15 protein-coding genes are annotated in these 14957 nt (G+C 51.7%); 12 read left to right on the forward strand and 3 right to left on the reverse strand.

The annotated features are described in order from the left end of the window. Nucleotides 1-245: 245 nt before the first annotated feature. From ACFQNG_RS13035 to ACFQNG_RS13055, 5 genes are all read left to right on the forward strand, one after another. Nucleotides 246-899, forward strand: coding sequence for a YesL family protein (locus tag ACFQNG_RS13035; RefSeq protein ID WP_379865620.1), 654 nt, complete (start codon nucleotides 246-248; stop codon nucleotides 897-899). Nucleotides 900-1127: 228 nt separating this feature from the next. Beyond that, the gene (locus ACFQNG_RS13040) at nucleotides 1128-1568 is read left to right on the forward strand and encodes a Dps family protein (RefSeq protein ID WP_379865622.1); all 441 of its coding nucleotides are present in this window, start codon (nucleotides 1128-1130) and stop codon (nucleotides 1566-1568) included. Between the two features lie 240 nt (nucleotides 1569-1808). After that, the gene (locus ACFQNG_RS13045) at nucleotides 1809-2555 is read left to right on the forward strand and encodes a hypothetical protein (RefSeq protein ID WP_379865623.1); all 747 of its coding nucleotides are present in this window, start codon (nucleotides 1809-1811) and stop codon (nucleotides 2553-2555) included. Nucleotides 2556-2577: 22 nt separating this feature from the next. Further along, nucleotides 2578-2874: an antibiotic biosynthesis monooxygenase family protein gene (locus ACFQNG_RS13050; protein WP_379865647.1), complete on the forward strand. Its 297-nt coding sequence runs from the start codon at nucleotides 2578-2580 to the stop codon at nucleotides 2872-2874. 195 nt (nucleotides 2875-3069) lie between these two features. Further along, the gene (locus tag ACFQNG_RS13055; RefSeq protein ID WP_379865625.1) at nucleotides 3070-3681 is read left to right on the forward strand and encodes a hypothetical protein; all 612 of its coding nucleotides are present in this window, start codon (nucleotides 3070-3072) and stop codon (nucleotides 3679-3681) included. Nucleotides 3682-3847: 166 nt separating this feature from the next. Here the strand turns inward: ACFQNG_RS13055 and ACFQNG_RS13060 are convergent, their stop codons facing one another. Further along, nucleotides 3848-4195 (reverse strand): VOC family protein, encoded by a 348-nt coding sequence (locus tag ACFQNG_RS13060; RefSeq protein WP_379865626.1) that lies wholly within the window; start codon nucleotides 4193-4195, stop codon nucleotides 3848-3850. 169 nt (nucleotides 4196-4364) lie between these two features. Between ACFQNG_RS13060 and ACFQNG_RS13065 the strand changes: the two genes are divergently transcribed. The 3 genes from ACFQNG_RS13065 to ACFQNG_RS13075 all read left to right on the forward strand — a co-directional run bounded on the left by ACFQNG_RS13065 (nucleotide 4365) and on the right by ACFQNG_RS13075 (nucleotide 9185). After that, nucleotides 4365-5291: a DoxX-like family protein gene (locus ACFQNG_RS13065; protein ID WP_379865628.1), complete on the forward strand. Its 927-nt coding sequence runs from the start codon at nucleotides 4365-4367 to the stop codon at nucleotides 5289-5291. A 4-nt stretch (nucleotides 5292-5295) separates the two neighbouring features. Then, complete coding sequence (locus ACFQNG_RS13070; RefSeq protein ID WP_379865631.1) at nucleotides 5296-5976, forward strand: DUF4166 domain-containing protein; 681 nt, start codon at nucleotides 5296-5298, stop codon at nucleotides 5974-5976. Between the two features lie 287 nt (nucleotides 5977-6263). Then, complete coding sequence (locus ACFQNG_RS13075; RefSeq protein WP_379865632.1) at nucleotides 6264-9185, forward strand: insulinase family protein; 2922 nt, start codon at nucleotides 6264-6266, stop codon at nucleotides 9183-9185. A gap of 165 nt (nucleotides 9186-9350) precedes the next feature. Here ACFQNG_RS13075 and ACFQNG_RS13080 read toward each other — a convergent pair whose 3' ends face one another. Then, the gene (locus ACFQNG_RS13080; protein ID WP_379865634.1) at nucleotides 9351-11015 is read right to left on the reverse strand and encodes a thiamine pyrophosphate-binding protein; all 1665 of its coding nucleotides are present in this window, start codon (nucleotides 11013-11015) and stop codon (nucleotides 9351-9353) included. A gap of 242 nt (nucleotides 11016-11257) precedes the next feature. Here ACFQNG_RS13080 and ACFQNG_RS13085 point away from each other — a divergent pair, with 242 nt between their 5' ends. Next, nucleotides 11258-12187, forward strand: coding sequence for an ABC transporter ATP-binding protein (locus ACFQNG_RS13085; RefSeq protein ID WP_379865636.1), 930 nt, complete (start codon nucleotides 11258-11260; stop codon nucleotides 12185-12187). Further along, the gene (locus ACFQNG_RS13090; RefSeq protein ID WP_379865638.1) at nucleotides 12171-12947 is read left to right on the forward strand and encodes an ABC transporter permease; all 777 of its coding nucleotides are present in this window, start codon (nucleotides 12171-12173) and stop codon (nucleotides 12945-12947) included. The genes ACFQNG_RS13085 and ACFQNG_RS13090 overlap by 17 nt, the downstream gene beginning before the upstream one ends. Nucleotides 12948-13106: 159 nt before the next feature. On the opposite strand, the gene ACFQNG_RS13095 is transcribed toward ACFQNG_RS13090, so the two are convergent. Beyond that, the gene (locus ACFQNG_RS13095) at nucleotides 13107-13835 is read right to left on the reverse strand and encodes a sporulation protein (protein WP_379865648.1); all 729 of its coding nucleotides are present in this window, start codon (nucleotides 13833-13835) and stop codon (nucleotides 13107-13109) included. 560 nt (nucleotides 13836-14395) lie between these two features. Between ACFQNG_RS13095 and ACFQNG_RS13100 the strand changes: the two genes are divergently transcribed. Both ACFQNG_RS13100 and ACFQNG_RS13105 read left to right on the forward strand, forming a co-directional pair. Then, entirely contained in the window at nucleotides 14396-14695 is a 300-nt protein-coding gene (locus ACFQNG_RS13100) for a hypothetical protein (protein WP_379865641.1), read from the forward strand. Between the two features lie 102 nt (nucleotides 14696-14797). Beyond that, on the forward strand, nucleotides 14798-14957 hold a 160-nt coding region (locus ACFQNG_RS13105; protein ID WP_465261214.1), incomplete at its 3' end, for a transposase.

A 14957-nucleotide genomic window follows, 5' to 3' on the forward strand; every position in this document is an offset into this window, starting at 1 on the left:
AAGGAGAAGTGTATTTTGGATTGGACGTTTTTTCGATAGATTTCATTCGATTCAGTTATATTTATGGGCAATGGGCATGCCTTCATTATTTCCATCAACGAACCCCCCTTTGACAGGGAACGGGGAACGCCTAAGGTGTCCAACCATGTGAACCGTTATCTCATCGGTGGAGCAGATTCGAAAAAGGCTCACGCGCTATGTCGAAGGGGAATGGATGATCGCGTAGGCCAGAGGGGACAAATGCGATGGAACTAAACGGACTGGCTGGAAGATTGTATCGTGTTTGTGAATGGATCATGAATTTGGCTTATATTAATCTGCTGTGGATCTTATTTACCTTATGCGGCTTCGTGGCGGCGGGGATGTGGCCGGCTACCGTAGCGATGTTCGCCGTGATGCGCAAATGGTTGCAGGGAGAGGATGTGCCCGTTTTCCGCACCTACTGGGGTTACTATAAACAAGAATTTGTCAAGGGTAATGCCTTGGGTTATATCTTGTCTGCTGTGGGAATTCTCTTATGGTTTGACCTGCGTTGGTTTTTAACCTTGGATAGTCCACTGTCGGAAGTGTTTACCGTCGTCACTTTGGTGATGGGATTGTTGTATGCGCTTACGTCATTGTATCTGTATCCTGTCTATGTTCATTTTGAGATGCCTTTCTTCCATTACTTTCGAGCTACGTTGTTGATCGGGATGTCCCACCCGTTTTCTACCATTCTGATGGTTGTGAGCTGCGGGGCGGTGCTGTATCTTCTGCTGATGTTCCCGGGGTTGCTCCCCTTTTTCGGGACGAGCGGATGTGCCATGGTGATCTCTTGGTATGCCGCCAGCGTGTTGGCCAAGGTGGGAGCGATGAGGGAGCAAGCTGATGGGCAAGGACAAGCGAAAGATCAGGCATGACGCGAAAAAGTGGTTGCCGTTGCCGAAGTCGACAGGCTATTATTGGCGGCAGAAGAATAGAGAATGGAATCAAAGCCGAACCCAATCATGGTCGGCTTTTTCATGTGGTTTTTCCTCTTGCAGGGGGGCCGTATCTTCAGTTTGCGTTAATCTGATGTTTTTTTCAAGAAATATAATGGAATGGGTAATACTATAGATAGAACTTAGTCACAATGAAAGAGGGATAGAATGACAACGCAAGCGGTTTATGACGTGCTGAACAAGCAAGTGGCCAATTGGAGTGTGCTCTATGTCAAACTGCACAACTACCATTGGTTTGTCAAAGGCGAAAACTTCTTTGAACTGCATGAGAAGTTCGAGGAGTTCTATACGGAAGCGTCCGGCTACATCGATGAGTTGGCCGAGCGCCTGCTCGCCATCGGCGGCAAACCCGCTGCCACGATGAAAGAATATCTGAGCCTCGCTTCCATCCAAGAAGCCTCGGGCAGCGAAACCACCCAGCACATGGTGAATAACCTGATCGCTGATTTCAAAACGCTGGTAAATGAATTGAAACAAGGCATCGACACCGCCGAGCAAGCGGATGACGAGTCGACCGCCGACATGTTGACCCACATCCGCACCAGCCTGGAAAAACACCTCTGGATGCTAAACGCGTTTACGGAGTAACGGAATCGCAAGGAAGAGATGAACACCCCGTTCAAGCGTGAGGATTTGGACGGGGTGTTCGCCGTAGGGAAGAATAGTGTTTATTGTTGAAAAGAGCCCCTCTCATATTGATATCAAAGGTCATTTCATTATATTTCGACAAATGTGGTATGATGGAATGAAGCATTCTACTCTAGGTTTTATTCAAGAGGCGCGATACATAAGGAAGTGTCGGTTTCAATTGAATGAAAGGGGCATTTTATGTTTTTCAAGCTGTTGAAGCTGATTGGGTATGTTATGTTTGCGATCGCTGGGTTGGGTGTCTTGCTCCCTTTTTGGTTGGAACCGGAGCTGGCGGAAAAAGATTGGAACCAATGGGTTTATCTCTGCATTGTCTTGCTGATCATGGGGTATGCGGTGATTCATGTGGAGGCGTTGGCCAAACGGTTTCCGCAGTGGCAATCAACCATCGCCAAGCTTTCCATCATCTTTCTGGCGGTCTGCTCGTTTCTCTTGTTCACCTCCGATGGGGAAGTGATCGGAGCGGCGATCACGGCCATCGTCACCGCCATCACGTTTGCGATCGGGTTGGTGTTCAACGCCAAGATCATCACCGAAACCCAGCGGCAACAAGGCAAAACGGAGCAGGTTTATGAATATCGAATGTCAGCGTATAAGGAGTTGATGGAGCTGGTCGATGAGATCCGGATCGGGTTGAACGATCAGGGCGCGACGTTTTCCAATCGTGAGCGGATCGGTCAGTTTGAAACGGTTCTCCATCAATTGGAGCGGCTCTATTTCCGGAAGCGATGGGTGGTTCCGGAAGAGGTGATGGCACCGGTGCAAGAAATGCGAGAGTGGTTGCAAGCATTTGTGCGGCGGCAACAAGATGGCGCCCTGTCAGGCGAGGAGATGGGTGAATTTGAAAAGTTGGAAGCAAGAGTGCTCTTCTGCATTCGGGAGGATTTGCGATTGGATGAAGTTTTTGCGTTGGATAAGGACAAATAGAACGCATGATGGAGGGATAATGATGGTATTGGAAGCGGTCATGTTGCAGGTGAAGGAAGGCATGGAGGCGGACTACGAAGCGGCGTTCCGGCAAGCATCGCCCATCATCGCCTCGATGAAAGGCTACATCCATCACGAACTGCAACGTTGCATGGAAGAGAAGGGGAAGTATCTGCTGATGGTGCAGTGGGAGACGCTGGAAGATCATACCGTTGGATTCCGCCAGTCGCCGGAGTATCAGGAGTGGAAGGCGCTGCTGCATCATTTCTATGACCCGTTTCCGACAGTGGAACACTTTGAGCGGGTGGCGTTGACTTGATGGATTGGTTGGAAAACGGTTAATAAAAGTGCTCGGACAAGGGAGCATCCACGCATCAGTTCGACTTTTTTTGAATGAATCATTTACAAACATATGTTCTGATGTTAATATATGGTCATTGATAGAGGGATAGAACGTTTTTAGCAATCATATGCAAGGTACATTGAGTGTTTGAGTCATGAGGAGGAAAAACGGATGTCCCAATTAGACAGAATTGAGCAAATGCTCTCAACGATGAATGATAAGCTGGATACCCTTGAAATGGAAGTGGCCGGATTAAAGACAGAAATGGTTGAAGTGAAAGGGGAAGTGGCTGGATTAAATAAGAGATCCGCCATGAAAGAAGATCTAAGGAAATTGGAGCTGGTCATGGCCAGACAAGATGATCTACTCCGTTTGGAAGGAATCGCCGCCAAGCAAGATGATTTGTTGACGGTGATTGATGTCTTGGGCCGAGGCACAGAAGAAGTCGCGGTCACTGCCCAATTAAGGACGGATGCGGGCTATGTCGCACTGGAGTCGTTATTCAAAGGGCTTGAAGATCGGCTGCATCACACCAAATTGGAGTTGGGCCAATACGCCGAAAACGGTTTGAAAGAAGTCCATGCCAATCTGCAAACGGTTCATCGCTTGGTGGAGGAACAAACCGAATCCCTGAATCAGATGAAACGGGAGATGGAGCAGCGCTTTAGTCAAATGTCGGATATCATGCGCTCATGGGTATATAAACAGAACCTGTTGGATAATGAGTTGAAGATGTTGAAGGAAATGGTGGAGAAAATATCGGGCGATTTTGAACAAAAGTGAGAATCCAAAAACAAACGCCGCCTTGGGAAGCAAACCCGGGGCTTTTATTTTTTATATTTTTGGAGCAAGAAAACCTCTAGCTTCAGCTATGGAGATGGGAGGGAGCGTCGCGGGATTACCCAAGAATCCCCTGCCATTAGGCATGGGGAGTGGTCAAGATCGGTTCTCATTCCTGCACAAAGCCGAGTTCATTGCCATCGGGGTCGCGGATGGTGAACTTGCGGGAGCCATAGGCGGTGTCAAACAATGGTTCCACCACTTCGACGCGGTCTTTGAGCTGGTTCCATAGCTCATCCACATGCGAAACATAGAAATTGAACCGTCCATGGGAAGGGACGTTCTCGTCTTCCATGATGGCAAAGATGGCCCCTTTGCCCAACTCGAAGTGGGCGTAATTGGGCCGCTCCGGTGGCCAAAGGTCGGTGACGCGGAAGCCCAGCACCTCTTCGTACCAGGTAAGGGAGAGTTGCAGGTTGGAGACGTTGGCCCGGACATGCATCAGAGTGGTTTTCATGGTTGGTGTCTAGCCTCCTTCGTCAGATGGTTGGAACGTACGTTCTATCTATATTCATTCAATGCAGGTAGCCTGATTTCCTTCTGGTGAAAGAACGGTGGTCATTGCAATGAAAGAACCGTTATAATAATGAAAAACGTGAAATTATTCACAATGGGAGAGAAAGCCTTTGAAAAACAAACCCATTTACGTGGAAACGCAACTGGATTGTTCGATGGAGGCGTTGTGGGAGGCGACACAGGACCCGCAGTTGCATAAGGAGTGGGATTTGCGCTTTACGGATATTGCGTACTTGCCGCGGGAGAATGAGGAAGAGCCGCAACGCTTCTTATATACGACGCAGATCGGTTTCGGACTGAAGATCGCCGGGGAAGGAAAGTCAATGGTCCAGCGGAGCCTGCCGGGCGGCGAGCGGGTATCCTCGCTGCACTTCTCGTCGGATCAGGCGTTGTCCCTGATCAGGGAAGGCTCCGGCTATTGGCGATATATTCCGCGCGACCGGAGCGTCACTTTTCTCACATGGTACGATTATGAACCGCGCTTTGGCTGGTTGGGTCAACTGTTTGACCGATTTGTTTTCCGGCCGCTGATGGGTTGGGCGACGGCGTGGAGCTTTGACTGTCTGCGCATCTGGCTGGAGCGGGGGATTCATCCGCGACGCACGCTCAAGAAGAGCGCCGCTTATCTCGCCGGTGTCTGGATTCTGGCAATGATCTGGATTTATCATGGTTTGGTGCCGAAACTGCTGTTTCCAGAAAGTGGGGAGTTAGCTTTATTGCAAGAGTTGGGGGTGTTCGCCGGAGGCGAGCGGGTGTGGCTGGCGTTGGCGGGGATGGGAGAGATCGCCTTGGGCCTGACCCTGTTGTGGATGCCGCGTATTCGTTTGTTGCAATGGTGTAGTATCGCTTTTCTGATCGGGCTTGGTTTGACCGCTATCCTGACGCAACCGGAAGTGCTGATCCAACCGTTTGATCCACTTACCTTGAATCTGGCGATGATTGGGCTGTCGGTCCTATGTCTCACGCTTCATCCCGAAGTGGCGTTTGCCGGACGCTGTAAGCGCAAGATGACTAAAATGGACATAAAGGAATCGTAATCGCATGCCATCTTTATTCCAACAAGCATTGGGAGCGGACTTTGCCAAGCTTCATCCCCAGATGCAACGGCGCTTTGGGATCTCCAGCCGGGATCAACTGGCGGTGGTGGGCCGTGGGGTGATGAAGCGGATTTGGCTGAAAGGGTCTTGGCTTCGCCCGTTTCTCGCCGTTGCCAGCCGGCGTCATCTGTTGGTGCCCAGAGCGGGGGAGCGGATTCCGTTTATGATTGAAAACTACGCCTATACCGATTCATTTGGGCGGGAGACGCTAACATTTGCCCGCACCTTTCAATTTGCCGATCGCAAGGTTCATTTTGATGCGACGATGATCTACAGTGAAGCGCGTCAATCTGTAGTGGATTATCTGGGTTTGCACCAGGATATCGCCGCGGATATCTTGTTGTCGGTTGAACCGAATGGTGGCTTGCGGCTCCGTTCCGGGGCCCAGCGGTTGGTGGGGTGGGGAGCTTCCATGCCTTTGCCCGCAGTCTGTACCGGACATGCTGACGTCTGTGAATGGTATAGCGAAGAGGAAGGGTGTTTTAAGGTGGAGGTGCGGGTCAGCCATCCGCTGATCGGGGAGATGTTTACCTACGAAGGGAGTTTTCAGGCGGAATACATGGACGTACGGCCCGACCAAGTGCCGGAACGGGTCAAGCCGAAACGGGAGTCACGCCGGGAATAGAAAGCACCCCCACTTTGGGTAGTCAAACTCAAGTGGGGGTGTTTAGTTTAGAACGACATCATCTTTGCGCCATTCTGTCTTGTAACCGCCCTATGTCAAGCGTTGCGGCAAGGTATGGGTGTATAATGAAATACAAGAAGGACGTGAGAAGAAGTGAGAACTGTGTGCCAAAATGGGTTTAGTCGGATATAGCGAATGGAAGCGTTTGTCCCCATGTCTTGTCATGTCACCATACAGTGAGTAAGAAGAATAGACTTAAGTGAAGTCACAGCAAAGGGAGAGGACATATGACGGCAATAAACTGGAAGATCGGTGAACGTTTGCATGGCTTTATCCTGCGTGATGAGCAGGCGGTGGATGCGATCGATGCCACGGCTAGGGTGTTTGAACATGTAGGGACGGGCGCCAAGCTGTTGCAGTTGGCCAATGGGGATCCCAATAACGTTTTTGCGGTTGGCTTTAAGACACCGCCGCGGGATCACACGGGGTTGACACATATTTTGGAGCATTCGGTCTTGTGCGGTTCGCGCAAGTATCCGGTGAAGCAACCATTCAAAGAGATGTTGAAGGGATCATTGTCCACCTTTCTCAATGCCTTGACCTTTTCGGACAAGACGGTGTACCCGGTGGCGAGCCGCAACTGGCAAGACTTTCGCAATCTGGTCTCGGTGTATGTGGATGCGGTGTTTTTTCCGAAGATCCACACTACGCCGGAAATCTTCCTCCAAGAGGGTTGGCATTACTCCTTGCCGACCGCAACTGACCCGTTAACGATCAGCGGCGTCGTGTATAACGAGATGAAAGGGGTGTATTCTTCCCCGGATTCGTTGCTCGGGCGCATGGCCAAATACAGCTTGTATCCGGATACTCCCTATGGTTTTGATTCCGGTGGGAACCCCGACCACATCCCCGATCTGACGTTGGAGCAATTCTTGGCTTATCATCGGACCCATTACCACCCTTCCAACAGTTATTTCTACTTGTACGGCAATGGGAATGTGGTGGAGATGCTCAAGCTGATTCATGAGGAAGCCCTCGTCTCCTTTGCGAAACGGGAGGTGCGTCATCCTTCATTGGTCCAATCCCCGTTCCCGGCGCCAGTGGAAAAAACGGTTGCTTATCCCGCGCCGAGCACAGAAGGGAGAACGCTGTACAGCGCGTCCTACGCGATCGGCCAAGCGACTGACCCGGTGCAGGCGATGATGTTGACCCTGATGGCGTATGTGCTCTTTTATAGCCCGGCGTCCCCGTTGAAACGGACTTTGTTGGATGCGGGCATAGGCAAGGTGGTGTCAGGGCTGATTGACCCCTCGATGCGGCAACCCATGTTCTGCGTTTTGGTGAAACATGCCGAATCCGGGATGTTGGGCCGCTTTCAGCAAGTGTTGACAGAGACATTGCGCCGGCTGGTTACAAAAGGAATCGACCCCGAGCTGCTGCAGGCGGGCATCAATTGGTTGGAGGTGTCCTTGCGTGAGCCGGATCAAGGGGGACCGGCCGGGCTCACCTATTATTTTAAGGTGATGAACAGTTGGTTGCATGGTGGAGACCCCTTGGCTCATTTGCGCTATGACGATACGTTGGCGAAGCTGCGCGCAGGTTTGAAGCGAGGCGGAGGGGAACAATGGATTCAAACCTGGTTGCTGGATAATCGGCATGCCGCATTTGTGGTGCTGGAGCCGAGTGTGACGTTGGCGGAAGAGAGAGAGAAAGCGTGGAAAGAGAAGCTGGAGCGGATGAAGCGCGCCTTGTCCGAACCGGACAAGAAACGACTGATCGACCAAACCCAGCGGCTACAAGCGAGACAACGGATGGCGGATCGCGCTGAAGACTTGGCTCGATTGCCTGTCTTGAGTCTGAAAGAGCTTCCGGCGCACCCGGAGCCGATCCGGCTGGAGAAAACGAGGGAACAAGGGATTCCCGTTTTGTTTACGCCACAAGCGACCAAAGGCATTCATTATCTCCAGCTATTATTTGACACCCAGGCGGTGCCACAAGAGCGCATTCCCTATATCCCCCTGTTGGCGTATGTGTTGGGGAAAATGAGCACCCGGCGCTACCCCTATGGCCGATTGTCCAACGCGATGCATATCTTGACAGGAGGCATGCAATTCAAAGTGCAGACCTATCCGAAACCGCAGCCGAAAGCGGGATTCACTTCGCTGTTCCAAGTGGGGGTGAAGCTATTGCCCCAGCAATGGTCGGCATTTCCGGAACTGTTGAATGAAATCTTGGCCCAGACCCGGTTTGAGGAGAAAGAGCGTCTGCTACAGTTGATCAGGGAGTTGAAAGCGCAACGAGAGTCCTCCTTCACGCGGAACGGCCATCAAATTGCGTTGATGCGCGTCGCTTCGACGCTGTCGGACAAAGGACAATACGATGAGATGTTATATGGCATCCAGTTGTACCGCTTCTTGAACCAATTGGAGCGAGATTTTGCGGATCGGTCGGACGAGATTGTCTGGCGGTTGCAACAGACCGCACGGCTGATCTTTCAACGGGATCAGTTGACGGTTCACCTGATGGCGGCGGGGGAAGAGAAAGGAACCCTCCAACGCTTTTTGGAGAAGTGGGTGCCAACGCTTGCGGCTGATCCGGTCGTCCCGCAAGCTTACCAGTTTGTGAGCGACAAGCGAACCGAAGCGTTTTACGGACCCAGCGGTGTCCAGTATGTGGCGCAGGGGGGCGGCCTGGCTGGGGCGGGGGGCCGCTATGAAGGAAACTGGGTGGTGCTTAAAACCTTGCTTGAGACGGAGTACTTGTGGAACCGGATTCGCGTGCAAGGAGGGGCCTATGGCGCCATGTGCAGTTTGAGCCGGATGGGTACACTCGCTTTCGTCTCCTATCGGGATCCGCATCTGAAGGAGACGCTCGCGGTATACGAGCAAATTCCTTCCTATTTGAGGCGATTGGATATGTCCCGTGACGAGTGGAAGCGTCTCCTGATCGGGACCATCAGGAAATTGGATCCCGCCCGCTCACCCAGCCAAAAAGGAGAGGTGGCCATTTTGCGCCACTTCAGCGGAATCACGGATGAGATGCTGCGGGAAGAATGGGAGCAAGTTTTACGGGCGACCATTGCCAATGTGAGAAGGTTGGCGCCCGTGGTGGAGGGCGTCTTAAAAGAAGGCCGTATCTGCGTGATCGGCAATGAAGCGAAGATCAAGGCCAGCGCCGGCCTGTTTGATCAAGTAGGGCCGCTTACTTAAAGTCGGCACGCTGAACTTGGGATAGGGAACAGGTGAGGTCTGTTCCAAACCGTTTGCGGATCGGGGTCAAGCCTTGTGTACCGGAGGGTATGCAGGGCCTTTTCCATGTAAGGAAACACCCGCTTTCCTGTGACTGTTCGGAAAGCGGATGGGGAAAGGGAATGCTTAATCGTTGGTCTCATCGATCCCGGTGATGATTTTGTAATGGGGGAGAGGGGGTGAGTCGCAGAAAATTTCCACCACGCTCGTGCGCGGGGAAGCGAGCGCTTGGACCAAGGTGTCGGTTAACTCGGATGGTTGGGTCACCCGGTGCGCTTCCGCCCCACACGCACGGGCGATCCCGGCAAAGTCCGCATTGGGGACCACGGCACCCACCTGGGTTAACGCTTCCACCTCCATGCGCCGCTGTTCCATCGCATAGGACTGGTTGTTTAAGATGAGATAGGTGAGTGGCAATTGATGCGTGACCGCTGTGTTCAATTCGGGCAGAGAATAATAGCACCCGCCGTCGCCCGCGATGGAGACCACTTGGCGTCCGGGCTGGGCGAGTTGGGCCGCGATGCCTGCGGGTAGTCCGAATCCCAACGTCCGCCAGGTCCCCGACAGGAGCAGCTCTTGCCGGTCAAACTGAAAGGTGCGTTCCAGCCACAGCGTATGGTCGCCAGTATCGACGGCCATGATGGCATCTGGCGCGATCACTTCGTTTAAGGCCGCGAAGACGTGGGCTGGCGTCAACCCTTGGGCTGGCGTCAACCCTTGGGCGGATGGAGTCCGTTCCGTTGTCAATTGCTGATTCCACCGTTGTTTCTTTTGCGCGATTTCTTCCGCATACGAGGGATGGTCTTTGGCCGCGACTTGGTTGATCAAAAGCGGCAACAGATGGGCCAGGTTACCCGCCACGGCCCCCACCGTCGCATGGGTGCGCCCGATATGTTGCGGATCGGCATCAATCTGGATGATCGGGACGGTGGAAGGCACATAATCGCTGGGCCACCAGGTTGCCCCCAAGATCAAGCAGAGATCGGCTTGTTCCAGCAGTTCACGGGCGATTTCACTGCCCGCTTGCCCCAGGCCGCCTACAAACAGTTCATGGTCATTGGGCACATAGGGTTTGGCGGGCATGGTGGCGATCAGCGGGGCATGGAGATGTTCCGCCAATTGCAGGGCGGGACCCGTCGCATGTTGAATCCCCCGACCCGCCAGGATCACGGGCCGTTTCGCATCATCGATCCGCTTGCAAATCTGTTCCAGTTCCGTTTCGGTCGGAATGGGATAATGCTTGGTTGGGGGTGAGGGAAAAGGCGTCCCCGTGACAGGGAGGCGCCACAGGTCTTTGGGTACGGACAAGTGGGCGACCCCCCCTTGTTCACAGGCCATTTTCATCGCTATGTTAAGCAACTTCGGGAAAGCGTGGCTGTCCGCAACTAGGCTGGAATAGCGGGCGATGGGGTGGATCAGCGCTTGTTGGTTGATATCTTGCACTGTGCCGGTTCCAAGATGGGTCCGTTCCACTTGGCCTGTGATGACCAACACGGGGGCTTGGTCACATGCCGCATCGGCCAACCCATTGAGTAAGGAGGCGATTCCCGGACCGCTTGTGGCGATGCAGACAGCCATCTGCCCCGTCAGCTTCGCTTCGGCGGATGCCATCAGGGCGGCATTGGTTTCGGTTCGGCAAGCGATATACGCGATGTCGCTTTGTTTTCCCATTGCATCCAACAGGTAAAGCGTGGCGTCGCCAATCACTCCATAGATTCGTTTGCAACCCCAACGTTGCAGCTGTTTGACGAGATGTTGGGCCACGGTGGGGGAGGTTGTCGTTTGAGTCATAGTGAGCACCCTTTCTGCGCAATCCTTTCCATATCCATAGCCTCAACGAAAAAACGGATGATATACCAATAAAAATTAGATCAGACCAGCGGGTAGATTTGTACCAATTTTGATAGATTTATCTTGGTTATCTTGAATATTTTCTTTTATGGTTTTTAATAGATGTGGCAACGACAACGATGGAAATAATTGGTTATCGAGGTATGGTGAATAACTGATGACGTTTTTTGAAGGAGGACAACATGAGACAGGCTCCTGTGTTAAGCATTCGCGCATTGTCTAAAACCATAGGCAAGCGGACGATTGTCAATCGGGTTTCGTTTGATGTGAATCCCGGCGAGGTCTTTGGTTTGCTGGGCCCAAATGGGGCAGGGAAAACGACGATCATTCGGATGATTGTCGGGTTGATGGCAGCGACGGAAGGAGAGGTTTTCATCAATGGCGTCAGCGTGCAGAAGCGGTTTGAAGAAGCGATTCAGCATGTGGGAGCCATTGTTGAAAACCCTGAGTTGTATAAATTCATGTCCGGGTACCAAAATCTTTTACATTTTGCCGATATGGTGGAAGGGGTCACGCCGGAGCGGATTGAAGATGTGATTTCACTGGTGCGGCTGGATGGGCGGATTGATGATTTGGTCAAAACCTATTCATTGGGGATGCGACAACGGTTGGGGGTGGCGCAAGCGATTTTGCATCGGCCTTTGCTACTCATTTTGGATGAACCCACCAATGGGCTGGATCCGGCGGGTATCCGCGAATTGCGCGATTATCTGAGAACCTTGTCCCAGGAAGAGGGCATTGCGGTTTTGGTCTCCAGCCACTTGCTGTCCGAGATGGAACTGATGTGTGACCGGGTGGCGATCATTCAGCACGGCCAGTTGATCGATGTGAAGTCGGTGGGTGAATGGGGTCCGGAACAGACGGACAGCATATCGGTGGAATTTGAAGTGGATCAGCCGGAAACGGTGGCAAGTGTGTTGGGGGATCTGGGTTGGGAGCAACCATGGACCACGGTGCCGCGCGGGTTTGCCATTGAGTTGACGCGGGAGCAGATCGCCGAGCTTAATGCGGGGCTGGTTAAGCGAGGAATGAAGGTGTATGGCATCAAAGCGTTGGAGAAACGGCTGGAGGACCGCTTCTTGGAGATTACCGGAGGTGAAACGGTTGGGTAAGTTTGGGCGTTTGGTGAAAAATGAGTTGATGAAAGTGTTTGTGCGGCCACGGACGGCGGTCTTGCTCGGCGTGTTGATCTCGATCGTGTTCGGGACGGCCTGCTTTTTAAGGTATGTTGCGGCGGCGTCCCAAGTTGGCTCCGATATATGGGGCTTTGCTTTTCAGTGCAGTCATATGCTCCTGTTGCCGCTGATCCTTTCGCTTATCGTGGCAGGGGATATCGTTTCCTGTGAATTTGGCTGGGGGACGATCAAGTTGTTGCTCATCCGTCCCGCTAGCCGGACGAAAATCCTGTATGCCAAGTATGCGGCCGCCCTGCTGTTCAGCGTGGTCAGTCTGGCGTTGTTTTTTGTGATGTCTTTGCTGTTTGGCCTCGTTTTTTTTGGGTGGGGTTCCCCTGACAAGATCGTGGGCCAGACCCTGGCCGAATACGGGTATTATTTCATTCAAATCGTCATGATGGTGACGCTGGCCTTTGCGATCTCCACGGTGTCGCGCAGCAGTTCGCTGGGGATTGGACTGTCCATGTTTCTGATGTTCATTGGGATGTTCTTGGTGGAAATCCTCAAGACCTTTGGTGTGCAGTGGGGCAAATACCTGTTGGCCGCCAATCTCGACCTTGGCCAATATGAGGCCGCCCAGCTGATTCCGTTTGCGGGGATGAGCCTTGGCTTTTCCACCGCGGTATTGGTTGTGCACTTCCTGTTCTTCCATGTTGTGGCGTGGATAGCCTTTACCAAGCGGGATGTAGCTGTATAGATGAGATGACGACCATCTTCCCAGTCTGGGAGAGGGTCGTTTGTTTTATAGAAGCCCGTTTCTTGTCGGATTTAGAGAAAATCCCAAATTTTCATATGAAATAAAGAAGGAATTTATAGTATTATTAATTAACATGAATGGGCCAGGGTGGGGAGTGGGCTACTGCCATTGCCCCTGTAGAATCTGCTTGACTTTGGTCAATGGATCGGTCAATGTCTGCTTGTTGTCCACATATACGGCACCATGGGGGTATTCCCACACGAGATGGGAGGTGAATATCTTCGTGTCGCGTACCATTTCCAAATTCATCTGAATCATGTATTCATTGACATAGAAGTAGACGTTGAGCGCATCGATCATGCCGTGGTATTTTCCGGAATGCCGATATTCAAACACTTGCACAAACGAGTCCGGTTTCTGGCGGGGGTCATATTCGTTATAAATGCGATAAAGGATAAACCCCGCGTCCTCCACTTGTTTCAACAATTTTTGCACCAGGGGATGCGGGCGAATCTCGACGCGGTCCTGATCGTGCGGGTCGAGGGAATGTTTGATATCCAATCCCGTTTTAAGATAAATCGGGTAATTTCCGGTATATAGCGGCGCAGAGAGCGGAAGGGTAATGTGAAAAGGAATCTCCATCTTGGCGTTGGCTTGAATGGTAAAAGGATGGTTCAGTTCATATTTGCGCAGGGTGTAGTTGGTTTTGACCCCGTCCTTCAACAGGCGGATCACCAGATACAAATAGACTTGCTCGATTTGTTGGGCAACATGACCGCCGCGAATACTGAAGATGCCGTTCACTTTCTCGCCAGCTTGCAAGGTTTGGGTGATTAAGCGTGTGTCGACGGTGGCCGCGCCAATGCCCAAACTGGCTAATGATTTCATCAACAACGCTCTCAACTCCTTCCACTTGGATTGGTTAATGTGGTGAAGTTGCTAGCAATATATTCCCGGTCGTTGATGGATGCAACCAGGGAACAGAACCCTTTCATCCACTGATAACAAGGCTTTCATTTGCGTCGGTCAATCTTCTTCGCCTTCGCCAAACGAGTCGAATAATCCCCCCATCCGAGGATTCATCTGGATCGAAACCATCGTCAACAGCGTCTTCAAACATGTCTTCAATCAGTTTCGCCGCGATCCATCCTTCGGCAAACCCGCCAATCGCTCCCTTGGAGTTGGACCATTTCTGGTGGTGCTGGTGGTAAAACGTCTGTTTGTTGTATGCGTATTGCAGTGGGGTCCTCTTTTTATTAGATATACCTTATTGTCCCGAAGTTGAAACGGGTTGTGTGTAGCGAGTGAATCGTTGCGCAGATGGATATCTTTAGCTTACCATGGTTAAATGATGCGCAATTTTATGAATTTGTAAATGGTGAATGTTGGCTTATTTGCGCAGGGTGTTGCATAGATTGGTTCGGGATGATCAATGAAGGGGGATGAGCATGGGAAATTTCATTCAGCTGAGACAATCGAGGTTAAAAGAAGAGGTGCAGAGCCGGAAATTGCTGAGGGTTGCACCGACCGGGCGAGAAAAAGCCGACGTCGAATGGTCATTGGCTCAGCTGGGGGTGGAATGCTTAAGGGAGAGAACACAGACGGGATCGCATACGATCTCTGTTTATGGAGAGCTTGCCCATCACGCCGGTCGGATGGTCGTGGTGTATGATGAGGAGGATCGGGTCAGAGAATGCTGGGCTTTTCCGCCGCGCCATGTGGATGAGATAGAATGGGAAGAAAGCTGAAGGAAGAGAGTCGCCCCGGTTGGAGACTGATGCAAAAGCATAACATGATTTGTAAAAGTGCCTTCGGGCACTTTTTTTGTTACACTGAATTGGGTGAATAATATGTTAAAAGACCAAAATATCAAGAAAAGCTCCGTTCACAGTGAATTGTATAACCTAATTCCGGAAAATCATATTCTGAGAAAAATCAACGAAGTCGTTGATTTTAGCTTTATACATGAGTTAGTTAAAGAATCTTATGATGTGTTTTATGGAAGGCCAG

It is taken from the genome of Laceyella putida (assembly GCF_042665195.1).
Taxonomy (GTDB): domain Bacteria; phylum Bacillota; class Bacilli; order Thermoactinomycetales; family Thermoactinomycetaceae; genus Laceyella; species Laceyella putida.

Coding starts and splice junctions, on each gene's coding strand:
- ACFQNG_RS13035 (WP_379865620.1), top strand. CDS start 246: ATGGAACTAAACGGACTGGCTGGAAGATTGTATCGTGTTTGTGAATGG.
- ACFQNG_RS13040 (WP_379865622.1), top strand. CDS start 1,128: ATGACAACGCAAGCGGTTTATGACGTGCTGAACAAGCAAGTGGCCAAT.
- ACFQNG_RS13045 (WP_379865623.1), top strand. CDS start 1,809: ATGTTTTTCAAGCTGTTGAAGCTGATTGGGTATGTTATGTTTGCGATC.
- ACFQNG_RS13050 (WP_379865647.1), top strand. CDS start 2,578: ATGGTATTGGAAGCGGTCATGTTGCAGGTGAAGGAAGGCATGGAGGCG.
- ACFQNG_RS13055 (WP_379865625.1), top strand. CDS start 3,070: ATGTCCCAATTAGACAGAATTGAGCAAATGCTCTCAACGATGAATGAT.
- ACFQNG_RS13060 (WP_379865626.1), bottom strand. CDS start 4,195: ATGAAAACCACTCTGATGCATGTCCGGGCCAACGTCTCCAACCTGCAA.
- ACFQNG_RS13070 (WP_379865631.1), top strand. CDS start 5,296: ATGCCATCTTTATTCCAACAAGCATTGGGAGCGGACTTTGCCAAGCTT.
- ACFQNG_RS13075 (WP_379865632.1), top strand. CDS start 6,264: ATGACGGCAATAAACTGGAAGATCGGTGAACGTTTGCATGGCTTTATC.
- ACFQNG_RS13080 (WP_379865634.1), bottom strand. CDS start 11,015: ATGACTCAAACGACAACCTCCCCCACCGTGGCCCAACATCTCGTCAAA.
- ACFQNG_RS13085 (WP_379865636.1), top strand. CDS start 11,258: ATGAGACAGGCTCCTGTGTTAAGCATTCGCGCATTGTCTAAAACCATA.
- ACFQNG_RS13095 (WP_379865648.1), bottom strand. CDS start 13,835: ATGAAATCATTAGCCAGTTTGGGCATTGGCGCGGCCACCGTCGACACA.
- ACFQNG_RS13100 (WP_379865641.1), top strand. CDS start 14,396: ATGGGAAATTTCATTCAGCTGAGACAATCGAGGTTAAAAGAAGAGGTG.